Source organism: Escherichia sp. UTM R2 (genome assembly GCF_048593455.1).
GTDB classification, from domain to species: domain Bacteria; phylum Pseudomonadota; class Gammaproteobacteria; order Enterobacterales; family Enterobacteriaceae; genus Escherichia; species Escherichia coli.
Map to the genome: position 1 here is coordinate 467,320 of NZ_JBFWDY010000002.1, position 22,815 is coordinate 490,134.

The 22,815-nt window shown below is 51.1% G+C and carries 24 protein-coding genes and 1 pseudogene; 16 read left to right on the forward strand and 9 right to left on the reverse strand.

Going from position 1 to position 22,815, the window contains the following annotated elements:
- Positions 1-11 precede the first annotated feature (11 nt).
- The 4 genes from aaeX (at position 12) to AB4H76_RS03075 (ending at position 3,492) form a co-directional block, all read left to right on the forward strand.
- Positions 12-215: a p-hydroxybenzoic acid efflux pump operon protein AaeX gene (gene aaeX / locus AB4H76_RS03060; RefSeq protein WP_000051841.1), complete on the forward strand. Its 204-nt coding sequence runs from the start codon at positions 12-14 to the stop codon at positions 213-215.
- Positions 216-222: 7 nt separating this feature from the next.
- Positions 223-1,155: a p-hydroxybenzoic acid efflux pump subunit AaeA gene (gene aaeA, locus AB4H76_RS03065; RefSeq protein WP_000854033.1), complete on the forward strand. Its 933-nt coding sequence runs from the start codon at positions 223-225 to the stop codon at positions 1,153-1,155.
- Between the two features lie 5 nt (positions 1,156-1,160).
- Positions 1,161-3,128 carry a p-hydroxybenzoic acid efflux pump subunit AaeB gene (gene aaeB, locus AB4H76_RS03070; protein ID WP_000510962.1) on the forward strand — a complete coding sequence of 656 codons (1,968 nt, stop codon included), beginning with the start codon at positions 1,161-1,163 and terminating at the stop codon, positions 3,126-3,128.
- A gap of 91 nt (positions 3,129-3,219) precedes the next feature.
- Positions 3,220-3,492, forward strand: coding sequence for a barstar family protein (locus AB4H76_RS03075; protein WP_001029013.1), 273 nt, complete (start codon positions 3,220-3,222; stop codon positions 3,490-3,492).
- 55 nt (positions 3,493-3,547) lie between these two features.
- On the opposite strand, the gene yhcN is transcribed toward AB4H76_RS03075, so the two are convergent.
- Complete coding sequence (yhcN, locus tag AB4H76_RS03080; RefSeq protein WP_000695690.1) at positions 3,548-3,811, reverse strand: peroxide/acid stress response protein YhcN; 264 nt, start codon at positions 3,809-3,811, stop codon at positions 3,548-3,550.
- 364 nt (positions 3,812-4,175) lie between these two features.
- Positions 4,176-4,646 (reverse strand): transcriptional regulator ArgR, encoded by a 471-nt coding sequence (gene argR, locus AB4H76_RS03085; protein WP_001257846.1) that lies wholly within the window; start codon positions 4,644-4,646, stop codon positions 4,176-4,178.
- Positions 4,647-5,080: 434 nt separating this feature from the next.
- Between argR and mdh the strand changes: the two genes are divergently transcribed.
- Complete coding sequence (gene mdh, locus AB4H76_RS03090) at positions 5,081-6,019, forward strand: malate dehydrogenase (RefSeq protein ID WP_001295272.1); 939 nt, start codon at positions 5,081-5,083, stop codon at positions 6,017-6,019.
- A gap of 61 nt (positions 6,020-6,080) precedes the next feature.
- On the opposite strand, the gene degS is transcribed toward mdh, so the two are convergent.
- The 3 genes from degS to zapG form a co-directional block, all read right to left on the reverse strand.
- On the reverse strand, positions 6,081-7,148 hold the full coding sequence (gene degS / locus AB4H76_RS03095) for an outer membrane-stress sensor serine endopeptidase DegS (protein ID WP_000497724.1): 1,068 nt from the start codon (positions 7,146-7,148) through the stop codon (positions 6,081-6,083).
- An 89-nt stretch (positions 7,149-7,237) separates the two neighbouring features.
- On the reverse strand, positions 7,238-8,605 hold the full coding sequence (degQ, locus tag AB4H76_RS03100) for a serine endoprotease DegQ (protein WP_001295271.1): 1,368 nt from the start codon (positions 8,603-8,605) through the stop codon (positions 7,238-7,240).
- 153 nt (positions 8,606-8,758) lie between these two features.
- Entirely contained in the window at positions 8,759-9,157 is a 399-nt protein-coding gene (gene zapG, locus AB4H76_RS03105) for a Z-ring associated protein ZapG (protein WP_001295270.1), read from the reverse strand.
- Positions 9,158-9,350: 193 nt separating this feature from the next.
- Here zapG and zapE point away from each other — a divergent pair, with 193 nt between their 5' ends.
- From zapE to sspB, 5 genes are all read left to right on the forward strand, one after another.
- Entirely contained in the window at positions 9,351-10,478 is a 1,128-nt protein-coding gene (zapE, locus tag AB4H76_RS03110; RefSeq protein WP_077492697.1) for a cell division protein ZapE, read from the forward strand.
- A 218-nt stretch (positions 10,479-10,696) separates the two neighbouring features.
- On the forward strand, positions 10,697-11,125 hold the full coding sequence (rplM, locus tag AB4H76_RS03115; RefSeq protein WP_420062574.1) for a 50S ribosomal protein L13: 429 nt from the start codon (positions 10,697-10,699) through the stop codon (positions 11,123-11,125).
- A 15-nt stretch (positions 11,126-11,140) separates the two neighbouring features.
- A complete protein-coding gene (gene rpsI, locus AB4H76_RS03120) occupies positions 11,141-11,533 on the forward strand; it encodes a 30S ribosomal protein S9 (RefSeq protein WP_000829818.1) in 393 nt (130 codons plus the stop codon).
- Between the two features lie 394 nt (positions 11,534-11,927).
- On the forward strand, positions 11,928-12,566 hold the full coding sequence (gene sspA / locus AB4H76_RS03125) for a stringent starvation protein SspA (protein WP_000257293.1): 639 nt from the start codon (positions 11,928-11,930) through the stop codon (positions 12,564-12,566).
- 5 nt (positions 12,567-12,571) lie between these two features.
- Positions 12,572-13,069, forward strand: a complete 498-nt coding sequence (gene sspB, locus AB4H76_RS03130; RefSeq protein ID WP_000366129.1) for a ClpXP protease specificity-enhancing factor — start codon at positions 12,572-12,574, stop codon at positions 13,067-13,069.
- A gap of 42 nt (positions 13,070-13,111) precedes the next feature.
- Here sspB and dcuC read toward each other — a convergent pair whose 3' ends face one another.
- Complete coding sequence (gene dcuC, locus AB4H76_RS03135) at positions 13,112-14,479, reverse strand: anaerobic C4-dicarboxylate transporter DcuC (RefSeq protein ID WP_000467018.1); 1,368 nt, start codon at positions 14,477-14,479, stop codon at positions 13,112-13,114.
- Positions 14,480-14,858: 379 nt separating this feature from the next.
- Here dcuC and nanR point away from each other — a divergent pair, with 379 nt between their 5' ends.
- The 6 genes from nanR to nanQ all read left to right on the forward strand — a co-directional run bounded on the left by nanR (position 14,859) and on the right by nanQ (position 20,334).
- Positions 14,859-15,650: a transcriptional regulator NanR gene (nanR, locus tag AB4H76_RS03140; RefSeq protein ID WP_000523845.1), complete on the forward strand. Its 792-nt coding sequence runs from the start codon at positions 14,859-14,861 to the stop codon at positions 15,648-15,650.
- A 121-nt stretch (positions 15,651-15,771) separates the two neighbouring features.
- Positions 15,772-16,665, forward strand: a complete 894-nt coding sequence (gene nanA / locus AB4H76_RS03145) for an N-acetylneuraminate lyase (RefSeq protein ID WP_000224714.1) — start codon at positions 15,772-15,774, stop codon at positions 16,663-16,665.
- A 108-nt stretch (positions 16,666-16,773) separates the two neighbouring features.
- Positions 16,774-18,264 (forward strand): sialic acid transporter NanT, encoded by a 1,491-nt coding sequence (gene nanT / locus AB4H76_RS03150; RefSeq protein WP_000108459.1) that lies wholly within the window; start codon positions 16,774-16,776, stop codon positions 18,262-18,264.
- Positions 18,265-18,311: 47 nt separating this feature from the next.
- Positions 18,312-19,001 carry an N-acetylmannosamine-6-phosphate 2-epimerase gene (locus AB4H76_RS03155; protein ID WP_001300570.1) on the forward strand — a complete coding sequence of 230 codons (690 nt, stop codon included), beginning with the start codon at positions 18,312-18,314 and terminating at the stop codon, positions 18,999-19,001.
- A complete protein-coding gene (nanK, locus tag AB4H76_RS03160; RefSeq protein WP_000209020.1) occupies positions 18,998-19,873 on the forward strand; it encodes an N-acetylmannosamine kinase in 876 nt (291 codons plus the stop codon). The genes AB4H76_RS03155 and nanK overlap by 4 nt, the downstream gene beginning before the upstream one ends.
- On the forward strand, positions 19,870-20,334 hold the full coding sequence (gene nanQ, locus AB4H76_RS03165) for an N-acetylneuraminate anomerase (protein ID WP_000979881.1): 465 nt from the start codon (positions 19,870-19,872) through the stop codon (positions 20,332-20,334). The genes nanK and nanQ overlap by 4 nt, the downstream gene beginning before the upstream one ends.
- Positions 20,335-20,409: 75 nt before the next feature.
- On the opposite strand, the gene AB4H76_RS03170 is transcribed toward nanQ, so the two are convergent.
- The 3 genes and pseudogenes from AB4H76_RS03170 to gltD form a co-directional block, all read right to left on the reverse strand.
- Complete coding sequence (locus tag AB4H76_RS03170) at positions 20,410-20,715, reverse strand: transposase (protein WP_077492695.1); 306 nt, start codon at positions 20,713-20,715, stop codon at positions 20,410-20,412.
- A 91-nt stretch (positions 20,716-20,806) separates the two neighbouring features.
- Positions 20,807-21,211 (reverse strand): annotated as a pseudogene (locus AB4H76_RS03175) (DUF1016 N-terminal domain-containing protein); the annotation flags it as partial.
- Positions 21,212-21,394: 183 nt separating this feature from the next.
- Entirely contained in the window at positions 21,395-22,813 is a 1,419-nt protein-coding gene (gene gltD, locus AB4H76_RS03180; protein ID WP_000081664.1) for a glutamate synthase subunit GltD, read from the reverse strand.
- Positions 22,814-22,815: the final 2 nt, after the last annotated feature.

Sequence of the window (22,815 nt, forward strand, 5' to 3'; positions counted from 1 at the left end):
CCAAGGTCAACATGAGTCTGTTTCCCGTTATCGTGGTGTTTGGGCTGTCCTTCCCACCGATATTTTTCGAATTGCTTTTATCACTGGCGATTTTCTGGCTGGTGCGCCGGGTACTTGTGCCAACAGGTATCTACGACTTTGTCTGGCATCCGGCGTTGTTCAACACCGCACTCTATTGCTGCTTGTTTTATTTGATATCGCGACTGTTCGTTTGAGGTTGAAGTGAAAACACTAATAAGAAAATTCTCCCGTACGGCCATCACGGTCGTATTAGTCATTCTGGCCTTCATCGCAATTTTTAATGCCTGGGTCTATTACACCGAATCCCCGTGGACGCGTGACGCGCGCTTTAGCGCTGACGTCGTTGCGATCGCGCCGGACGTTTCTGGACTCATTACCCAGGTGAATGTTCATGATAACCAGCTGGTGAAAAAAGGACAGGTACTGTTCACCATCGACCAGCCGCGCTATCAAAAGGCGCTTGAGGAAGCGCAAGCCGATGTTGCTTATTATCAGGTACTGGCACAGGAGAAACGCCAGGAGGCCGGACGTCGTAACCGTCTCGGTGTGCAGGCGATGTCTCGCGAAGAGATCGACCAGGCCAACAACGTACTACAAACGGTTCTGCATCAGTTAGCGAAAGCGCAGGCGACCCGCGATCTGGCAAAACTGGATCTTGAACGCACGGTGATCCGCGCGCCAGCGGATGGCTGGGTGACCAACCTCAACGTCTATACCGGTGAGTTTATTACTCGTGGATCAACGGCGGTTGCGCTGGTGAAACAGAACTCTTTCTATGTACTGGCCTATATGGAAGAAACTAAGCTGGAAGGGGTGCGCCCTGGGTATCGTGCGGAGATCACGCCGCTTGGCAGTAACAAAGTGCTGAAAGGGACTGTTGATAGTGTTGCCGCAGGGGTCACCAACGCCAGCAGCACGCGTGACGACAAAGGGATGGCGACCATCGACTCTAACCTTGAATGGGTGCGTTTGGCGCAACGTGTTCCGGTTCGTATTCGTCTCGACAACCAGCAAGAGAACATCTGGCCTGCGGGCACCACTGCTACAGTGGTGGTCACTGGCAAACAAGATCGCGACGAAAGCCAGGATTCGTTCTTCCGTAAAATGGCCCATCGCCTGCGTGAGTTTGGTTAATCACGATGGGTATTTTCTCCATTGCTAATCAACATATTCGCTTTGCGGTAAAACTGGCGACCGCCATTGTACTGGCGCTGTTTGTTGGCTTTCACTTCCAGCTGGAAACGCCACGCTGGGCGGTACTGACAGCGGCGATTGTTGCTGCCGGTCCGGCCTTTGCTGCGGGAGGTGAACCGTACTCTGGCGCGATACGCTATCGTGGCTTTTTGCGCATCATCGGCACATTTATTGGCTGTATTGCCGGACTGGTGATCATCATTGCGATGATCCGCGCACCATTATTGATGATTCTGGTGTGCTGTATCTGGGCCGGTTTTTGTACCTGGATATCCTCGCTGGTACGAATAGAAAACTCGTATGCGTGGGGGCTGGCCGGTTATACCGCGCTGATCATTGTGATCACCATTCAGCCGGAACCATTGCTTACGCCGCAGTTTGCCGTTGAACGTTGTAGCGAGATCGTTATCGGTATTGTGTGTGCCATTATGGCGGATTTGCTCTTTTCTCCGCGATCGATCAAACAAGAAGTGGATCGAGAGCTGGAAAGTTTGCTGGTCGCGCAATATCAATTAATGCAACTCTGTATCAAGCATGGCGATGGTGAAGTTGTCGATAAAGCCTGGGGCGACCTGGTTCGACGCACCACGGCGCTACAAGGTATGCGCAGCAACCTGAATATGGAATCTTCCCGCTGGGCGCGGGCCAATCGACGTTTAAAAGCGATCAATACGCTATCGCTGACGCTGATTACCCAATCCTGCGAAACTTATCTTATTCAGAATACGCGCCCGGAATTGATCACTGATACTTTCCGCGAATTTTTTGACACACCGGTAGAAACCGCGCAGGACGTCCACAAGCAGCTCAAACGCCTGCGAAGAGTTATCGCCTGGACCGGGGAACGGGAAACGCCTGTCACCATTTATAGCTGGGTCGCGGCGGCAACGCGTTATCAGCTTCTCAAGCGCGGCGTTATCAGTAACACAAAAATCAACGCCACCGAAGAAGAGATCCTGCAAGGCGAACCGGAAGTAAAAGTAGAGTCAGCCGAACGTCATCATGCAATGGTTAACTTCTGGCGAACCACACTTTCCTGCATTCTGGGAACGCTTTTCTGGCTGTGGACGGGCTGGACTTCCGGTAGTGGTGCAATGGTGATGATTGCGGTCGTGACGTCACTGGCAATGCGTTTGCCGAATCCACGCATGGTGGCGATCGACTTTATCTACGGGACGCTGGCCGCGCTGCCGTTAGGGCTGCTCTACTTTTTGGTGATTATCCCTAATACCCAACAGAGCATGTTGCTGCTGTGCATTAGCCTGGCAGTGCTGGGATTCTTCCTCGGTATAGAAGTACAGAAACGGCGACTGGGCTCGATGGGGGCACTGGCCAGCACCATAAATATTATCGTGCTGGATAACCCGATGACTTTCCATTTCAGTCAGTTTCTCGACAGCGCATTAGGGCAAATCGTCGGCTGTGTGCTCGCGTTCACCGTTATTTTGCTGGTGCGGGATAAATCGCGCGACAGGACTGGACGTGTACTGCTTAATCAGTTTGTTTCTGCCGCTGTTTCCGCGATGACTACCAATGTGGCACGTCGTAAAGAGAACCACCTCCCGGCACTTTATCAGCAGCTGTTTTTGCTGATGAATAAGTTCCCAGGGGATTTGCCGAAATTTCGCCTGGCGCTGACGATGATTATCGCGCACCAGCGCCTGCGTGATGCGCCGATCCCGGTTAACGAGGATTTATCGGCGTTTCACCGACAAATGCGCCGCACAGCAGACCATGTGATATCTGCCCGTAGCGATGATAAACGTCGTCGGTACTTTGGCCAGTTGCTGGAAGAACTGGAAATCTACCAGGAAAAGCTACGCATCTGGCAAGCGCCACCGCAGGTGACGGAACCGGTACATCGGCTGGCGGGGATGCTCCATAAGTATCAACATGCGTTGACCGATAGTTAAGTCAAAACCGACGCCAAAAGCGTCGGTTTTTTCATGGCTATACTTAGCGATGCACGGCAGAACTCGCCGCGAAACGTGACGGTGGCAACAGATGAATATTTATACCTTTGATTTTGATGAGATTGAGAGTCAGGAGGATTTTTATCGTGACTTTAGCCAAACCTTTGGTCTGGCGAAAGATAAGGTACGCGATCTCGACTCACTATGGGATGTGTTAATGAACGATGTCCTGCCGCTACCACTTGAGATTGAATTTGTTCATCTGGGAGAGAAAACGCGTCGCCGTTTTGGCGCGTTAATATTGCTGTTTGATGAGGCAGAGGAAGAGCTGGAAGGGCATTTGCGTTTTAATGTTCGTCATTAGCGCAAAAAAAAGCCCCCGAACCGGGGGCAATATCGTCGGACAAGACGATGAGGGTTTATTTGTACAGTTCAGCCGTAGCGTGCCAGGTGTCACCGCTACGAGCTTCAGTAATCTGGTAGGCCGTTGCGCCTTTCTCTTCCGCTTTTTTGTTCAGCATTTCACGCATATCCATTGGCGAAGACGCCACACCACTTACGGATACGGTCCCGATTGCTTCACGATTTTGTGCTTGTGCAGCATCAATGGAGTCGGCAGCGAATGCACCGAAAGAGAGAACAGAAAGTACGCTTAATGCAGCAACAGTGGTTTTGATTTTCATGATTTTTACCTCGACATAATCTTTTAGCTGGGCCTTTGTTTCGTGACCCATATCACAAAATCAAGTATACACTAATTATTGAGCTAATTAATACCGCGCTAACTGTTTCAGTTGATACTAAGTGTTAAAAATGTGAATTTTAATAACAAAAAAGAATTAAAAATACGGTTATTTATCGTTAATTCTAGTTTTTTCAATTAGATAATGAATTTTGCATAATGTGCTTTTTTTACCTTATGTATTCATTGTGTGAATGACATGTCGCAGTAAAACGCACTATTCGTTAAATTAATCGCAGGGGAAAGCAGGGGGTTGAGAGGGATAAGCAACATTTTCCCCGCCGCCAGAAGCGACGGGGCAGAGATTAAAGCTCCTGGTCGAACAGCTCTAAAATCGCTTCATACAGGTCTTTGACGGTGAAACCGTTAGCAGGGGTGGTAAAGATGGTGTCATCGCCAGCGATGGTGCCCAGAATACCTTCTGCTTTGCCCAGTGAGTCCAGCAGGCGAGCAATTAACTGCGCCGCGCCAGGGCTGGTATGAATCACGACAACTGCATCGTTGTAGTCGATATCCAGCACCAGATTTTTCAATGGACTGGAGGTGGTTGGTACACCCAGTTCAGCTGGCAGGCAGTAAACCATTTCCATTTTGGCATTGCGTGTACGTACAGCACCAAACTTGGTCAACATCCGCGAGACTTTAGACTGATTAATATTGTCAAAGCCTTGCTCCTGCAACGCGGCGACGATTTCGCCCTGGGAGCTAAATTTCTCTTCTTTAAGTAATGCTTTAAATGCTTTAACTAGTTCTTCTTGCTTAGCCGAGCTTCGCATAAGTCACCCGATATGGTGGTTGATACAACATTATTGTGCATACAGATGAATTTTTATGCAAACAGTCAGCCCTGAAGAAGGCTGAAATAATGTTATGAAAGAGCGGGATTTTATCAAATTTCGTTATTGAGAAACATGCCTGCGTCACGGCATGCAAATTCTGCTTAAAAGTAAATTAATTGTTATCAAATTGATGTTGTTTTGGCTGAACGGTAGGGTATATTGTCACCACCTGTTGGAATGTTGCGCTAATGCATAAGCGACTGTTAATTACGTAAGTTAGGTTCCTGATTACGGCAATTAAATGCATAAACGCTAAACTTGCGTGACTACACATTCTTGAGATGTGGTCATTGTAAACGGCAATTTTGTGGATTAAGGTCGCGGCAGCGGAGCAACATATCTTAGTTTATCAATATAATAAGGAGTTTAGGATGAAAGTCGCAGTCCTCGGCGCTGCTGGCGGTATTGGCCAGGCGCTTGCACTACTGTTAAAAACCCAACTGCCTTCAGGTTCAGAACTCTCTCTGTATGATATCGCTCCAGTGACTCCCGGTGTGGCTGTCGATCTGAGCCATATCCCTACTGCTGTGAAAATCAAAGGTTTTTCTGGTGAAGATGCGACTCCGGCGCTGGAAGGCGCAGATGTCGTTCTTATCTCTGCAGGTGTAGCGCGTAAACCGGGTATGGATCGTTCCGACCTGTTTAACGTTAACGCCGGCATCGTGAAAAACCTGGTACAGCAAGTTGCGAAAACCTGCCCGAAAGCGTGCATTGGTATTATCACTAACCCGGTTAACACCACAGTTGCGATTGCTGCTGAAGTGCTGAAAAAAGCCGGTGTTTATGACAAAAACAAACTGTTCGGCGTTACCACGCTGGATATCATTCGTTCCAACACCTTTGTTGCGGAACTGAAAGGCAAACAGCCAGGCGAAGTTGAAGTGCCGGTTATTGGCGGTCACTCTGGTGTTACCATTCTGCCGCTGCTGTCACAGGTTCCTGGCGTTAGTTTTACCGAGCAGGAAGTGGCTGATCTGACCAAACGTATCCAGAACGCGGGTACTGAGGTGGTTGAAGCGAAAGCCGGTGGCGGGTCTGCAACCCTGTCTATGGGCCAGGCAGCTGCACGTTTTGGTCTGTCTCTGGTTCGTGCACTGCAGGGCGAACAAGGCGTTGTCGAATGTGCCTACGTTGAAGGCGACGGTCAGTACGCCCGTTTCTTCTCTCAACCGCTGCTGCTGGGTAAAAACGGCGTGGAAGAGCGTAAATCTATCGGTACCCTGAGCGCATTTGAACAGAACGCGCTGGAAGGTATGCTGGATACGCTCAAGAAAGATATCGCCCTGGGCGAAGAGTTCGTTAATAAGTAATTGATTAGCGAATAATAAAAAACCGGAGCACAGACTCCGGTTTTTGTTTTGAGCACTCGACTTAATTGGTTGCCGGATATTCCTGAATGGTGACCTGCAGCGTTAACTGCTTATCATCACGCATCACTACAACCGGGATCACCGAACCAGGGCGAATTTCCGCCACCTGATCCATCGTCTCCAGAGCAGAGATGGCCGGTTTGTTATCCACCGAAATAATCAGATCGTTGACCTGAATACCCGCATTCGCCGCTGGGCCGTCAGGTGACACTTCATTAACCACGATCCCTTGCAGTTGATCTATACCACCGCTCTGCGCGTGCAGTGGTGCGATCTCGCGTCCGCCGATACCAATGTAGCCGCGGATCACGCGACCATCGCGGATCAGCTTATCCATAATTTTGGTTGCTAACTGGAAAGGAATCGCAAAGCCGATACCTTCCGGCGTTTCGCCATCGTTACTCTTATCAAACGACAGCGTGTTAATGCCCATCAGTTCTCCCAGCGAGTTCACCAGCGCGCCGCCAGAGTTACCGTGGTTAATGGAAGCATCGGTTTGTAGGAAGTTTTGCCGCCCGGTCGGGTTCAGACCGATTCGACCCGTGGCACTAATAATCCCCTGGGTAATGGTCTGCCCGAGGTTGTACGGGTTACCGATCGCCAGTACTACGTCGCCAATGTGCGGTACGCGACGTGCATTAATTGGAATGGTAGGTAAACCGCCAGTGGCATTAATTTTAAGTACCGCCAGATCGGTTAGAGAGTCAGATCCCACCAGCAATGCTTCAAATACACGACCATCCTGTAAGGCGACGATGATCTGATCGGCGTCGTTGATGACGTGTTTATTGGTGATGATATAACCGCGTTGATCCATGATTACACCGGATCCCAGGGTGCGGATCTCAAGCTGGTTGTGAGAGTTGGTGTTCAAACCACGGTTGTAAACGTTAACCACCGCTGGCGCGGCGCGGCGAACCGCCAGATTATAGCTGGCAGGCGTCTCATCGGTACTGTCAAATTGCGGAGTGGAAAGCGGGTTAAGGCTGCGCAGCGAAGGCATGGCAACCAGCAGAATAGCGCCGACAATTAATCCAATCGCAACGGAACGTAAGAGCTTCACAAACATGATGGAGGCGTCATTAAAAAAGGGAACGGCAGCAGCATACCACGAGTTAACCGGACATCACACGTAAGCCTGATGCCCGGTTTACGACATTAACGCATCAGCAGATAGATGCTTTCATTGCCGCGTACAATTTGCAGGGCGATGATGGCCGGTTTTGCCGCCAGCACTTTACGCATTTCAGCAATCGAGTTCACCCGATCGCGGTTGACGCCAATGATCACATCGTCTTTTTGCAAGCCAGCCTGAGCAGCTGGGCTTCCTTTGACAACTTCATCGATTTTAATACCTTTGCCGCCGTCTTTTAGCTGACCATCGCTCAACGTTGCACCTTCCAGCGCTGGCGTGATCATTTCAGCGCTGGCCGACGAAGAGGTGCTGGTATCAAGCGTCACTTCTACTTCCAGTGGTTTGCCGTTACGCAGCAGGCCAAGCTTCACTTTCGTGCCCGGCTCGGTGGTCGCGATACGAGAGCGCAACTCAGCAAAGCTATTCAGCGGTTTGCCGTTGAGGCTGGTAATAATATCGCCCGCTTTGACGCCCGCTTTTGCCGAGCCAGAACCTGGCAACACTTCGCTGACAAACGCGCCACGCTGCACGTCAAGGTTGAAGGCTTTGGCGATATCGGCACTCATCTCGGTGCCTTTGATGCCTAACAAACCGCGTTTGATTTCACCAAAGTCGATAAGCTGCTGCGCCAGTGTTCGCGCCATATTACTGGGGATGGCAAATCCAATCCCGACGCTCCCGCCGCCAGGCGCAAGGATTGCAGTGTTGATGCCAATTAACTCACCGTTAAGGTTTAATAGTGCACCGCCGGAGTTACCGCGGTTAATGGAAGCATCTGTCTGGATAAAGTTTTCCAGACCTTCAAGATTCAACCCGCTGCGGCCTAATGCGGAAACAATGCCAGAGGTGGCGGTTTGCCCAAGGCCAAATGGGTTACCGACCGCTACGGCAAAATCACCGACGCGCAATTTATCGGAGTCGGCAATAGCGATTTGCGTTAATTTGCTCGGGTTTTGAATTTGTAACAGGGCGATATCGCTCTGGTCATCGCTACCAATCAGTTTTGCATCAAACTCGCGCCCATCATTGAGCTGAATACTGATTTTCTGTGCCTGATTAATCACATGGTTGTTGGTCAGCACATAGCCTTTACTGGCGTTGATGATGACACCGGAGCCTAAACCTTCGAAGGGTTGTGCAGGTTGATCCGGTAAATCATCACCAAAAAACTTTTTGAATTCTTCCGGGATTTTCTGTCCCTGACTGGCCGTTCCTTCCACCCGTACGCTCACCACTGCCGGAAGCACTTTTTCCAGCATTGGAGCCAGACTGGGGAGAGGGGCCTGATCGGCAACCTGGCCTGGAATCGACGCGACGGCCTGAAATGACGCCGAGAGAGTTAACCCGACACTTAACGCTAATGCACTCAACAGCTGGGTTTGTTTTTTCATTATTCCTGCTCTCGTACCTGAATGATAAGAAAAGAGATTCAAAACAGTTTGATGTTATTGAATTTTCAGACGGCTAACAATGAGACACCAGATTAAATGATAGTCGGGGAGGGAGAGAAGAGGAGGGCGCAATGGCTGCGCCCGAAAAATAAATTAGTCGCGCTTCGCGCCTGTACGCAGCAGGCCGGATGCGCCTTCAGAATAGTCGCGAGGCATCTGCACCGGTGCCTGATCGTTGCTGGCTTCAGATTCTGCCAGACGATTACGGAACGGGTTTGCTTCAGCAGACAGTTCCGGCAGCAGGCTGCTGGAGCTTTTCGCCATGTGCTGATACAGCTGGCGATAGTCGTGCGCCATGGTATCCAGTAATTCCGCGCTGCGGGCAAAGTGGCTAACCAGCTCTTCGCGATACTCGTCCAGTTCAGCTTTATTCTTTTCCAGTTCGTACTGCAACGCCTGTTGCTGGCGTAGTTTACGATTACCAAAACGCATGGCCACAGCACCAATAATGATGCCGACGACTAACCCAATTAGCGCATATTCCCAGGTCATGAACATCTCCCGTTGTCTTTTGTTTCCGTAGGGTGTTGGCTTCAGGCTCCATGCCTGCGGCTGATTATGCCACTATAACCGTTAATTCCACAGAAGTGGAATCCCGACTGCATATCGCGTAGTGTAGAACGGCCTTTTTTTCGTCAACCGTGAACAACGGCGCACCGATTATTCAAGGAATAACAATAAGATCATGCAAAGCGTTACCCCAACATCGCAATACCTGAAGGCGCTTAATGAAGGCAGCCATCAACCCGACGACGTTCAAAAAGAGGCCGTCAGCCGCCTGGAAATTATTTATCAGGAACTCATCAATAGCACGCCACCAGCCCCCAGGACGAGTGGGCTAATGGCGCGGGTCGGTAAGCTGTGGGGTAAACGCGAAGACACAAAGTATACGCCAGTGCGTGGCTTATATATGTGGGGCGGTGTAGGACGCGGGAAAACCTGGCTGATGGACCTTTTCTATCAAAGCCTGCCGGGAGAGCGGAAACAGCGCCTGCACTTTCACCGTTTTATGCTGCGGGTGCACGAAGAGCTAACTGCCTTACAGGGGCAGACCGATCCGCTGGAAATTATTGCCGATCGCTTTAAAGCCGAAACTGACGTGCTCTGTTTTGACGAATTTTTTGTTTCTGATATTACCGACGCCATGCTACTTGGCGGTCTGATGAAAGCCCTGTTCGCCCGCGGTATTACCCTGGTAGCGACGTCAAATATTCCGCCGGATGAACTTTATCGAAATGGCCTGCAACGTGCGCGTTTTCTGCCTGCAATCGATGCCATTAAACAGCATTGTGATGTAATGAACGTGGACGCTGGTGTTGATTATCGACTGCGTACACTCACTCAGGCGCATCTGTGGCTTTCGCCACTCAACGATGAAATCCGGGCGCAAATGGATAAACTATGGTTGGCTCTGGCGGGGGCGAAACGAGAAAATTCACCGACGTTAGAAATCAACCATCGGCCATTGGCGACAATGGGCGTCGAGAACCAGACGCTGGCGGTTTCTTTTACTACGCTGTGTGTCGACGCCCGCAGTCAGCATGACTATATTGCGCTCTCACGCCTCTTTCATACGGTCATGTTGTTTGATGTACCAGTTATGACGCGGTTGATGGAGAGCGAAGCGCGGCGCTTTATTGCGCTGGTGGATGAGTTTTACGAGCGCCATGTCAAATTAGTGGTGAGTGCAGAAGTGCCGCTGTATGAAATTTATCAGGGTGAGCGGCTGAAGTTTGAGTTCCAGCGTTGCCTGTCACGTCTGCAAGAGATGCAAAGCGAAGAGTATCTGAAGCGCGAGCATTTGGCGGGTTAAAACCTGCCACAAATCACAAAAAGGGGTCGATCTTTGACCCCGACTTCTCTATAATCCTGCGACCCCACGTTACAAGAAAGTTTTTTTCCCAAAACTTTTTGTGTGCTGGCATAGGCTATTCGAAGGGGTAGGTTTGCCGGACTTTGTCGTGTGAACCTCAACAATTGAAGACGTTTGGGTGTTCACCAACGTGTAACTATTTATTGGGTAAGCTTTTAATGAAAACTTTTACAGCTAAACCAGAAACCGTAAAACGCGACTGGTATGTTGTTGACGCGACCGGTAAAACTCTGGGCCGTCTGGCTACTGAACTGGCTCGTCGCCTGCGCGGTAAGCACAAAGCGGAATACACTCCGCACGTAGATACCGGTGATTACATCATCGTTCTGAACGCTGACAAAGTTGCTGTAACCGGCAACAAGCGTACTGACAAAGTGTACTATCACCACACCGGCCACATCGGTGGTATCAAACAAGCGACCTTTGAAGAGATGATTGCTCGCCGTCCTGAGCGTGTGATTGAAATCGCGGTTAAAGGCATGTTGCCAAAAGGCCCGCTGGGTCGTGCTATGTTCCGTAAACTGAAAGTTTACGCGGGTAACGAGCACAACCACGCGGCACAGCAACCGCAAGTTCTTAACATCTAATCGGGATTATAGGCAATGGCTGAAAATCAATACTACGGCACTGGTCGCCGCAAAAGTTCCGCAGCTCGCGTTTTCATCAAACCGGGCAACGGTAAAATCGTAATCAACCAACGTTCTCTGGAACAGTACTTCGGTCGTGAAACTGCTCGCATGGTAGTTCGTCAGCCGCTGGAACTGGTCGACATGGTTGAGAAACTGGACCTGTACATCACCGTTAAAGGTGGTGGTATCTCTGGTCAGGCTGGTGCGATCCGTCACGGTATCACCCGCGCTCTGATGGAATACGACGAGTCCCTGCGTTCTGAACTGCGTAAAGCTGGCTTCGTTACTCGTGACGCTCGTCAGGTTGAACGTAAGAAAGTCGGTCTGCGTAAAGCACGTCGTCGTCCGCAGTTCTCCAAACGTTAATTGGCTTCTGCTCCGGCAGAAAACAATTTGCGAAAAAACCCGCTTCGGCGGGTTTTTTTATGGTTAAATTCTGAATCAGCGTAAAAAATGGAAAGTTGCTTTTTGCTGCCGTCTGACAGACAGGCAAAACAAAAACCACATCGCCAATAAGGGTCTAAGTCAACTATTTCAGACTAAAGCGCATCTCTTTTTCCCCATTTCCGGCATCGACTCACCACAAAGGTCGCAAAATCTGGTAAACTATCATCCAATTTTCTGCCCAAATGTCGGGTATTGCTCATTTTTTGTTTGATTTTCGAACAAAGAGAGTCGTTCCTTACTGGGTAACACAACTTCTGACTGGCCACCTGGTGGCTGGTAGCAGTAAAAATTCTGACTATACCTGGAGGTTTTCATGGCTGTCGCTGCCAACAAACGTTCGGTAATGACGCTGTTTTCCGGTCCTACTGACATCTATAGCCATCAGGTCCGCATTGTGCTGGCTGAGAAAGGTGTAAGTTTCGAGATCGAACACGTGGAAAAGGACAATCCGCCTCAGGATCTGATTGACCTCAACCCGAATCAGAGCGTTCCGACCCTGGTGGATCGTGAGCTGACCCTGTGGGAATCTCGCATCATTATGGAATATCTGGATGAGCGTTTCCCGCATCCGCCACTGATGCCTGTTTACCCGGTAGCTCGCGGTGAAAGCCGTCTGTACATGCATCGCATCGAAAAAGACTGGTACACGCTGATGAACACCATCATCAACGGTTCAGCTTCTGAAGCAGATGCCGCACGTAAGCAACTGCGCGAAGAACTGCTGGCGATTGCGCCGGTCTTCGGTCAGAAGCCGTACTTCCTGAGCGATGAGTTCAGCCTGGTCGATTGCTACCTTGCTCCGCTGCTGTGGCGTCTGCCGCAACTGGGCATCGAGTTCAGCGGCCCGGGTGCGAAAGAGCTGAAAGGCTATATGACCCGCGTCTTTGAGCGTGACTCTTTCCTTGCTTCTTTAACTGAAGCAGAACGTGAAATGCGTCTGGGCCGGAGTTAATTTGTATGGATTTGTCACAGCTAACACCACGTCGTCCCTATCTGCTGCGTGCATTCTATGAGTGGTTGCTGGATAACCAGCTCACGCCGCACCTGGTGGTGGATGTGACGCTCCCTGGCGTGCAGGTTCCTATGGAATATGCGCGTGACGGGCAAATCGTACTCAACATTGCGCCGCGTGCTGTCGGCAATCTGGAACTGGCGAATGATGAGGTGCGCTTTAACGCGCGCTTTGGTGGCATTCCGCGTCAGGTTTCTGTGCCGCTGGCTGCCGTGCTGGCTATCTACGCCCGTGAAAATGGCGCAGGCACGATGTTTGAGCCTGAAGCTGCCTACGATGAAGATACCAGCATCATGAATGATGAAGAGGCATCGGCAGACAACGAAACCGTTATGTCGGTTATTGATGGCGACAAGCCAGATCACGATGATGACACTCATCCTGACGATGAACCTCCGCAGCCACCACGCGGTGGTCGACCGGCATTACGCGTTGTGAAGTAATACAAAACAGGCCCAGGCGGCCTGTTTTGTCTTTTTAATGACTTAATAAAATAGCGTGATTGTGGCAATCATATTCACCACGAAACCGACTGCCATGGGGATCGCTGTCCGCTTCACCACCGCAAAAGGCGAAACGCCTGCAATTCCTGACGTAACGACCACCACCGCAGTAATCGGCGAAACCGCGCGCGCTAGCGTCGTGGCAAAATGCATCGGCATAATCATTACAACCGCTGGTACATGTAGTCCGGCTGCGATATTCGGAATAAGACTGGCAAATGACATAAACGGCGCATTGCCAGAGCCCATCACAATGGCACAAATGGCAATGACCAGCGCCATAATAATCATCACGCCAATACCGCCCAGACCAGAATGCTCCGCCCCCCTGATAACCGCATCGACAGTGCCAATCGTCGTTAAGCCTTTCGCAAATATTTCACCCGCGACCACCAGCGTTACCACGTTGGCAAACTGCGTACCCATGCCGTCAAAAAACGCCTGCACATCGTCCATTGTTTCGCGCAAGTTATGCTTGCGGAAGAACTCAACAAACATCGTCACCGTCAAACTCAGTAACATCACCACCACCAGATGCAGTTCTGACTGCATCAGCCCGACGTGGGCGAGGAACAGCGAGCCGAGCATCAGGATTAACGGCATCACAGGTAAAATGGCGTAATAGAGCGGCGGGACATTATCGAGAGCTTTTTGCTCTGCCTGTTCGTGATTGATATTTTTATCTTTTTTGTCAAAAGCGCGTTGCACGAAAAAGTGGGAGATCGCCACCGAGATAATGACGCAAGAGGCGACCGGAAGCTGGTAGTGGAAGAAGTATGTGGCAATTTTCATTCCCGCTACCTGGGCAGCAAAAATGGAGTTCGTTTCCAGAATTCCCCACTCAATGGACATTGTGGTTGCGATAACCGCCACCGCAGAGAGGCGACTTACTCCCAGACTCACCAGCGTCGGAAATAAGGTGACCATCAGCAACATACCCAGACCGGAGGCGCTGGTAATAAACTGCGCCATGATTTGGCCGATGACGTAAGTTGCCGACAGAATAATATACGGCGAGCGAATGAGTTTTAACGGGCGGCTTAACAAGCTCACCATCGCGCGACTGGCCCCTATGCGCTCCATGTAGCGGGCATAACCGCCCACCGCCATAATCGACAGCCCCAATCCGGCAATGCGGTTGGACAGCATGCGCAGGATTTCATTATAAATATCGACGATCAAGTAGCCGCTGCTTTTGGTGGGATCGAGTACACCACCGAACCCTAACCAGACACCGCACATCATCAGGAAGATACCTGCGGCAGCCAGCACCACCTGAGGTTTGTAGTTTTTCAGGATCAAATAGCCCATCGTAATTAATACGATGACAGATATAATTATGCCGAACATTGTTGAACTCCGTGTCAAAAGAAAACGGTCAATCCCATAAACGGCAGATTGAAAACAACGATGTTATATTTTTTGCAAGGCTATTTATGGTGCGGATGTCGTGTTTTTAATTGTAGGTGAGGTGATTTTTCATTAAAAAATATGCGCTTATGATTATTTTGTAAGAACACATTCATAATATTCATAATGCTCGTGAATAGTCTTATAAATAATTCAAACGGGATGTTTTTATCTGCGTTACATTAATTTTTCGCAATAGTTAATTATTCCGTTAATTATGGTAATGATGAGGCACAAAGAGAAAACCCTGCCATTTTCCCCTACTTTCAATCCTGTGATAGGATGTCACTGATGATGTTAATCACACTGACCTTACAGAATGGGCCTTATGAACGCATTTGATTCGCAAACCGAAGATTCTTCACCTGCAATTGGTCGCAACTTGCGTAGCCGCCCGCTGGCGCGTAAAAAACTCTCCGAAATGGTGGAAGAAGAGCTGGAACAGATGATCCGCCGTCGTGAATTTGGCGAAGGTGAACAATTACCGTCTGAACGCGAACTGATGGCGTTCTTTAACGTCGGGCGTCCTTCGGTGCGTGAAGCGCTGGCAGCGTTAAAACGCAAAGGTCTGGTGCAAATAAACAACGGCGAACGCGCTCGCGTCTCGCGTCCTTCTGCGGACACTATCATCGGTGAGCTTTCCGGCATGGCGAAAGATTTCCTTTCTCATCCCGGTGGGATTGCCCATTTCGAACAATTACGTCTGTTCTTTGAATCCAGTCTGGTGCGCTATGCGGCTGAACATGCCACCGATGAGCAAATCGATTTGCTGGCAAAAGCACTGGAAATCAACAGTCAGTCGCTGGATAACAACGCGGCATTCATTCGTTCAGACGTTGATTTCCACCGCGTGCTGGCGGAGATCCCCGGTAACCCAATCTTCATGGCGATCCACGTTGCCCTGCTCGACTGGCTTATTGCCGCACGCCCAACGGTTACCGATCAGGCACTGCACGAACATAACAACGTTAGTTATCAACAGCATATTGCGATCGTTGATGCGATCCGCCGTCATGATCCTGACGAAGCCGATCGTGCGTTGCAATCGCATCTCAACAGCGTCTCTGCTACCTGGCACGCTTTCGGTCAGACCACCAACAAAAAGAAATAATGCCACTTTAGTGAAGCAGATCGCATTATAAGCTTTCTGTATAGGGTGTTGCTTAATTGATCTGGTATAACAGGTATAAAGGTATATCGTTTATCAGACAAGCATCACTTCAGAGGTATTTATGGCAACGAATTTACGTGGCGTAATGGCTGCACTCCTGACTCCTTTTGATCAACAACAAGCACTGGATAAAGCGAGTCTGCGCCGCCTGGTTCAGTTCAATATTCAGCAGGGCATCGACGGTTTATACGTGGGTGGTTCGACCGGCGAGGCCTTTGTACAAAGCCTTTCCGAGCGTGAACAGGTACTGGAAATCGTCGCCGAAGAGGCGAAAGGTAAGATTAAACTCATCGCCCACGTCGGTTGCGTCAGCACCGCCGAAAGCCAACAACTTGCGGCATCGGCTAAACGTTATGGCTTCGATGCCGTCTCCGCCGTCACGCCGTTCTACTATCCTTTCAGCTTTGAAGAACACTGCGATCACTATCGGGCAATTATTGATTCGGCGGATGGTTTGCCGATGGTGGTGTACAACATTCCAGCCCTGAGTGGGGTAAAACTGACCCTGGATCAGATCAACACACTTGTTACATTGCCTGGCGTAGGTGCGCTGAAACAGACCTCTGGCGATCTCTATCAGATGGAGCAGATCCGTCGTGAACATCCTGATCTTGTGCTCTATAACGGTTACGACGAAATCTTCGCCTCTGGTCTGCTGGCGGGCGCTGATGGTGGTATCGGTAGTACCTACAACATCATGGGCTGGCGCTATCAGGGGATCGTTAAGGCGCTGAAAGAAGGCGATATCCAGACCGCGCAGAAACTGCAAACTGAATGCAATAAAGTCATTGATTTACTGATCAAAACGGGCGTATTCCGCGGCCTGAAAACTGTCCTCCATTATATGGATGTCGTTTCTGTGCCGCTGTGCCGCAAACCGTTTGGACCGGTAGATGAAAAATATCTGCCAGAACTGAAGGCGCTGGCCCAGCAGTTGATGCAAGAGCGCGGGTGAGTTGTTTCCCCTCGCTCGCCCCTACCGGGTGAGGGGAAATAAACGCATCTGTACCCTACAATTTTCATACCAAAGCGTGTGGGCATCGCCCACCGCGGGAGACTCACAATGAGTACTACAACCCAGAATATCCCGTGGTATCGCCATCTCAACCGTGCACAATGGCGCGCATTTTCCGCTGCCTGGTTGGGATATCTGCTTGACGGTTTTGATTTCGTTTTAATCGCCCTGGTACTCACCGAAGTACAGGGTGAATTCGGGCTGACGACGGTGCAGGCGGCAAGTCTGATCTCTGCAGCCTTTATCTCTCGCTGGTTCGGCGGCCTGATGCTCGGCGCTATGGGTGACCGCTACGGGCGTCGTCTGGCAATGGTCACCAGCATCGTTCTCTTCTCGGCCGGGACGCTGGCCTGCGGCTTTGCGCCAGGCTACATCACCATGTTTATCGCTCGTCTGGTCATCGGCATGGGGATGGCGGGTGAATACGGTTCCAGCGCCACCTATGTCATTGAAAGCTGGCCAAAACATCTGCGTAACAAAGCCAGTGGTTTTTTGATTTCAGGCTTCTCTGTGGGGGCCGTCGTTGCCGCTCAGGTCTATAGCCTGGTGGTTCCGGTCTGGGGCTGGCGTGCGCTGTTCTTTATCGGCATTTTGCCAATCATCTTTGCTCTCTGGCTGCGTAAAAACATCCCGGAAGCGGAAGACTGGAAAGAGAAACACGCAGGTAAAGCACCAGTACGCACAATGGTGGATATTCTCTACCGTGGTGAACATCGCATTGCCAATATCGTAATGACACTGGCGGCGGCTACTGCGCTGTGGTTCTGCTTCGCCGGTAACCTGCAAAATGCCGCGATCGTCGCTGTTCTTGGGCTGTTATGCGCCGCAATCTTTATCAGCTTTATGGTGCAGAGTACAGGCAAACGCTGGCCAACGGGCGTAATGCTGATGGTGGTCGTGTTGTTTGCTTTCCTCTACTCATGGCCGATTCAGGCGCTGCTGCCAACGTATCTGAAAACCGATCTGGCTTATAACCCGCATACTGTAGCCAATGTGCTGTTCTTTAGTGGCTTTGGCGCGGCGGTGGGATGCTGCGTAGGTGGCTTCCTCGGTGACTGGCTGGGAACCCGCAAAGCGTACGTTTGTAGCCTGCTGGCCTCGCAGCTGCTGATTATTCCGGTATTTGCGATTGGCGGCGCAAACGTCTGGGTGCTCGGTCTGTTACTGTTCTTCCAGCAAATGCTTGGACAAGGGATCGCCGGGATCTTACCAAAACTGATTGGCGGTTATTTCGATACCGACCAGCGTGCAGCGGGCCTGGGCTTTACCTACAACGTTGGCGCATTGGGCGGTGCACTGGCCCCAATCATCGGCGCGTTGATCGCTCAACGTCTGGATCTGGGTACTGCGCTGGCATCGCTCTCGTTCAGTCTGACGTTCGTGGTGATCCTGCTGATTGGGCTGGATATGCCTTCTCGCGTTCAGCGTTGGTTGCGCCCGGAAGCGTTGCGTACTCATGACGCTATCGACGGTAAACCATTCAGCGGTGCCGTGCCGTTTGGCAGCGCCAAAAACGATTTAGTCAAAACCAAAAGTTAATCCTGTTGCCCGGTCTATGTACCGGGCCTTTCGCTAAGGGAAGATGTATGTCGTTACTTGCACAACTGGATCAAAAAATCGCTGCTAACGGTGGCCTGATTGTCTCCTGCCAGCCGGTTCCGGACAGCCCGCTCGATAAACCCGAAATCGTCGCCGCCATGGCATTAGCGGCAGAACAGGCGGGCGCGGTTGCCATTCGCATTGAAGGTGTGGCAAATCTGCAAGCCACGCGTGCGGTGGTGAGCGTGCCGATTATTGGAATTGTGAAACGCGATCTGGAGGATTCTCCGGTACGCATCACGGCCTATATTGAAGATGTTGATGCGCTGGCGCAGGCGGGCGCGGACATTATCGCCATTGACGGCACCGACCGCCCGCGTCCGGTGCCTGTTGAAACGCTGCTGGCACGTATTCACCATCACGGTTTACTGGCGATGACCGACTGCTCAACGCCGGAAGACGGCCTGGCATGCCAAAAGCTGGGAGCCGAAATTATTGGCACTACGCTTTCTGGCTATACCACGCCTGAAACGCCAGAAGAGCCGGATCTGGCGCTGGTGAAAACGTTGAGCGAAGCCGGATGTCGGGTGATTGCCGAAGGGCGTTACAACACGCCTGCTCAGGCGGCAGATGCGATGCGCCACGGCGCGTGGGCGGTGACGGTCGGTTCTGCCATTACGCGTCTTGAACACATTTGTCAGTGGTACAACACAGCGATGAAAAAGGCGGTGCTATGACCACACTGGCGATTGATATCGGCGGTACTAAACTTGCCGCCGCGCTGATTGGCGCTGACGGGCAGATCCGCGATCGTCGTGAACTTCCTACGCCAGCCAGCCAGACACCAGAAGCCTTGCGTGATGCCTTATCCGCATTAGTCTCTCCGTTGCAAGCTCATGCGCAGCGGGTTGCCATCGCTTCAACCGGAATTATTCGCGACGGCAGTTTGCTGGCGCTGAATCCGCATAATCTCGGTGGATTGCTACACTTTCCGTTAGTCAAAACGCTGGAACAACTTACCAATTTGCCGACCATTGCCATTAACGACGCGCAGGCCGCAGCATGGGCAGAGTATCAGGCGCTGGAAGGCGATATAACCGATATGGTCTTTATCACCGTTTCCACTGGCGTCGGCGGCGGTGTAGTGAGCGGCGGCAAACTGCTTACCGGCCCTGGCGGTCTGGCGGGGCACATCGGGCATACGCTTGCCGATCCACACGGCCCAGTCTGCGGCTGTGGACGCACAGGTTGCGTGGAAGCAATTGCTTCTGGTCGCGGCATTGCGGCGGCAGCGCAGGGCGAGCTGGCTGGCGCGGATGCGAGAACTATTTTCACACGCGCCGGGCAGGGCGATGAGCAGGCGCAGCAACTGATTCATCGCTCCGCACGTACGCTTGCAAGGCTGATCGCTGATATTAAAGCCACAACTGATTGCCAGTGCGTGGTGGTTGGTGGCAGCGTTGGTCTGGCAGAAGGGTATCTGGCGTTGGTGGAAATGTATCTGGCGCAGGAGCCAGCGGCATTTCATGTTGATTTACTGGCGGCGCATTACCGCCATGATGCAGGTTTACTTGGGGCTGCGCTGTTGGCCCAGGGAGAAAAATTATGATGATGGGTGAAGTACAGTCATTACCGTCTGCTGGGTTACATCCTGCGTTACAGGACGCGTTAACGCTGGCCTTAGCTGCCAGACCGCAAGAAAAAGCGCCGGGTCGTTACGAATTACAGGGCGACAATATTTTTATGAATGTCATGACGTTTAACACTCAATCGCCCGTCGAGAAAAAAGCGGAATTGCACGAGCAATACATTGATATCCAGCTGTTATTAAACGGTGAGGAACGGATTCTGTTTGGCATGGCAGGCACTGCGCGCCAATGTGAAGAGTTCCACCATGAAGATGATTACCAGCTTTGCAGCGCCATTGAAAACGAGCAAACCATCAACTTAAAACCGGGAATGTTCGCCGTGTTTATGCCGGGAGAACCGCATAAACCAGGATGCGTTGTCGGCGAGCCGGGTGAGATTAAAAAGGTGGTGGTGAAGGTTAAGGCTGATTTAATGGCTTAAATTTATTAGATCAGGTGTGACCTGACCCATCTTTGGCACAGAGCCAAACCTGAACTGACGGACCGCTCTGTGCCATTACCTGACGTTGTATTCTTTTAGGTTAACACCCTTGATACTGTATATACCTGTCCGCTTAATTCGCTTGCCCTTTTTATTCGTAATAGTTGCTGTAAGTGTACTGCAGCGAATGGAATGACGTTCATCAATCACCAGCCGAATTGCTTCTGAAGCATCTTCCACCTCTAGAAGGTCGTGAGTCTTATTTAAGCCGAATGGAACAAGGTGGAAGGCAGTTTTTCCTGATGATTTTCTGGTTATTTTTACTGGATACAACACATCACCACTTTTATGGATTAATTCAAGCTGTTCAATGTAAATCATGGCAACTTTCCTTCGTTTATTTGCATGAATATACAAACCGAAAATAGGAGATGCAATACAAAAGCTGTGGAAATATCAAACAGCCTCTCAATTTGGCAGACAGCGTCTGCCAAATCTTTGCCGATGGGAATTCTGCAGATGGTGTCTGCGGAATTCCCAATGGTGTTAATTCGCCAGACACTGTCTGGCGAATTTCAACATGTTGAAAAAAGAGGTAAAAAAGCCTCATTTGGCGTAAGTTTTTTGCAGAGAAACCACGCTTATACCTTAGACTTAAATCCTTTGATAGTCGCTTGATTAGCTGCGCACCATACGCAGCCCTGGCCTCGCCACCTTGTTCAAATTCGACAATTCGTCGGCCAATTTCCCAGTATGTCGCGGTCATCAGCGCGTTAACGCTACGTACCGTTTCCGTCCGGGCGCTATCGACCAGGTGAATAATACCGTCATGGATTTGCTGGTAGCCTGTTGAGGTTCTCTCTGAGAGCGATTCCATTATCTGTCCCTTTATATGGCGCTGCGTTGAATAATGGAATCAGCTATACGCCGGGCATCTACCGGTAACAATCCAGATGAGCGTATTACATTGGTTTTCTTCAGATTATGCGAGGCGCTTTCCAGAAAGAAAGGAGAATTTCAGCGCCGACTCTTTTCTGAGGAGGCGGCGCTGGGACAGAGCTTAAACTTCCAGCCAGTTCATAATACCGTCTGCCGCCTTACGACCTTCGGCAATAGCGGTTACCACCAGATCGGAACCACGGACGATATCGCCGCCAGCAAAGATTTTCGGGTTGCTGGTCTGGAAGGCGTTGTCGCTGCCTTCCGGGGCGATGATGCGGCCTTGTGAATCCAGCTCGACGCTGTGTTTTGCCAGCCATTCCATGTTGTGTGGACGGAAACCAAACGCCATGATCACCGCATCTGCCGGAACGATATGTTCGGAACCTGCAACGATCTCCGCGCGGCGACGGCCTTTGGCATCCGGTTCGCCCATTTCGGTACGTACCATTTTTACGCCGCTGACTTTGCCGTTACCGTTCACTTCAATCCCCAGTGGCTGGACGTTGAATTTGAACTCTACGCCTTCTTCCCGCGCGTTTTTCACTTCGCGGCGGGAACCCGGCATGTTCTCTTCATCACGACGATAGGCACAGGTAACGTGCTTCGCTCCCTGGCGCACGGACGTACGCACGCAGTCCATCGCAGTGTCGCCACCGCCAAGGACCACCACGCGTTTGCCTTCCATGCTGACGAACGGTTCGTCGCGGGTTTCACCAAAGCCCATTAACTGTTTGGTGTTGGCGATAAGGAACGGCAGCGCTGCGTACACGCCATCGGCGTCTTCGTTTTCCAGCCCGCCGTGCATTGACTGATAAGTCCCGACGCCAAGGAAGACGGCATCGTAATCACTCAGCAGATCGTCCAGCTGCACGTCGCGGCCCACTTCGGTATTGAGTTTGAATTCAATACCCATGCCGGTGAAGATTTCACGGCGACGCGTCATTACCTCTTTTTCCAGCTTGAAGGCCGGAATACCGAAGGTCAGCAGCCCGCCAATTTCTGGATGACGGTCGAAGACAACGGCTTTTACGCCGTTACGCGTCAGGACATCCGCACACGCCAGACCTGCCGGGCCTGCGCCGATAATCGCCACTTTTTTACCGGTCTGTTTCACACCAGACATATCCGGACGCCAGCCCATCTCGAACGCTTTATCGTTGATATAGCGCTCAATGTTGCCGATGGTCACCGCGCCAAACTCATCGTTCAGAGTGCAGGAACCTTCGCACAGACGGTCTTGCGGGCAGACTCGTCCGCAAACTTCCGGCAGGGTGTTGGTCTGGTGCGACAGTTCCGCCGCTTCAAAAATACGCCCCTCGTTGGCTAGCTTCAGCCAGTTCGGGATGTAGTTGTGTACCGGGCATTTCCACTCGCAGTATGGGTTGCCGCACGACAGGCAGCGGTCAGCCTGCGCTTTGGCCTGGCCTTCGGAAAACGGCTCGTAAATTTCAACAAACTCAATTTTGCGGATCTTCAGCGGTTTCTTTGGCGGATCAACGCGCTGCAGGTCGATAAATTGATAAACATTCTGACTCATTG

What these genes read in the sequence shown, in the direction of transcription:
- aaeX (WP_000051841.1), top strand. Translation starts at nt 12, where the DNA reads ATGAGTCTGTTTCCCGTTATCGTGGTGTTTGGGCTGTCCTTCCCACCG.
- nanR (WP_000523845.1), top strand. Translation starts at nt 14,859, where the DNA reads ATGGGCCTTATGAACGCATTTGATTCGCAAACCGAAGATTCTTCACCT.
- sspA (WP_000257293.1), top strand. Translation starts at nt 11,928, where the DNA reads ATGGCTGTCGCTGCCAACAAACGTTCGGTAATGACGCTGTTTTCCGGT.
- yhcN (WP_000695690.1), bottom strand. Translation starts at nt 3,811, where the DNA reads ATGAAAATCAAAACCACTGTTGCTGCATTAAGCGTACTTTCTGTTCTC.
- AB4H76_RS03170 (WP_077492695.1), bottom strand. Translation starts at nt 20,715, where the DNA reads ATGATTTACATTGAACAGCTTGAATTAATCCATAAAAGTGGTGATGTG.
- degS (WP_000497724.1), bottom strand. Translation starts at nt 7,148, where the DNA reads ATGTTTGTGAAGCTCTTACGTTCCGTTGCGATTGGATTAATTGTCGGC.
- AB4H76_RS03075 (WP_001029013.1), top strand. Translation starts at nt 3,220, where the DNA reads ATGAATATTTATACCTTTGATTTTGATGAGATTGAGAGTCAGGAGGAT.
- AB4H76_RS03155 (WP_001300570.1), top strand. Translation starts at nt 18,312, where the DNA reads ATGTCGTTACTTGCACAACTGGATCAAAAAATCGCTGCTAACGGTGGC.
- nanK (WP_000209020.1), top strand. Translation starts at nt 18,998, where the DNA reads ATGACCACACTGGCGATTGATATCGGCGGTACTAAACTTGCCGCCGCG.
- dcuC (WP_000467018.1), bottom strand. Translation starts at nt 14,479, where the DNA reads ATGTTCGGCATAATTATATCTGTCATCGTATTAATTACGATGGGCTAT.
- degQ (WP_001295271.1), bottom strand. Translation starts at nt 8,605, where the DNA reads ATGAAAAAACAAACCCAGCTGTTGAGTGCATTAGCGTTAAGTGTCGGG.
- aaeB (WP_000510962.1), top strand. Translation starts at nt 1,161, where the DNA reads ATGGGTATTTTCTCCATTGCTAATCAACATATTCGCTTTGCGGTAAAA.
- sspB (WP_000366129.1), top strand. Translation starts at nt 12,572, where the DNA reads ATGGATTTGTCACAGCTAACACCACGTCGTCCCTATCTGCTGCGTGCA.
- nanA (WP_000224714.1), top strand. Translation starts at nt 15,772, where the DNA reads ATGGCAACGAATTTACGTGGCGTAATGGCTGCACTCCTGACTCCTTTT.
- rplM (WP_420062574.1), top strand. Translation starts at nt 10,697, where the DNA reads ATGAAAACTTTTACAGCTAAACCAGAAACCGTAAAACGCGACTGGTAT.
- rpsI (WP_000829818.1), top strand. Translation starts at nt 11,141, where the DNA reads ATGGCTGAAAATCAATACTACGGCACTGGTCGCCGCAAAAGTTCCGCA.
- zapE (WP_077492697.1), top strand. Translation starts at nt 9,351, where the DNA reads ATGCAAAGCGTTACCCCAACATCGCAATACCTGAAGGCGCTTAATGAA.
- mdh (WP_001295272.1), top strand. Translation starts at nt 5,081, where the DNA reads ATGAAAGTCGCAGTCCTCGGCGCTGCTGGCGGTATTGGCCAGGCGCTT.
- zapG (WP_001295270.1), bottom strand. Translation starts at nt 9,157, where the DNA reads ATGACCTGGGAATATGCGCTAATTGGGTTAGTCGTCGGCATCATTATT.
- nanT (WP_000108459.1), top strand. Translation starts at nt 16,774, where the DNA reads ATGAGTACTACAACCCAGAATATCCCGTGGTATCGCCATCTCAACCGT.
- gltD (WP_000081664.1), bottom strand. Translation starts at nt 22,813, where the DNA reads ATGAGTCAGAATGTTTATCAATTTATCGACCTGCAGCGCGTTGATCCG.
- nanQ (WP_000979881.1), top strand. Translation starts at nt 19,870, where the DNA reads ATGATGATGGGTGAAGTACAGTCATTACCGTCTGCTGGGTTACATCCT.
- argR (WP_001257846.1), bottom strand. Translation starts at nt 4,646, where the DNA reads ATGCGAAGCTCGGCTAAGCAAGAAGAACTAGTTAAAGCATTTAAAGCA.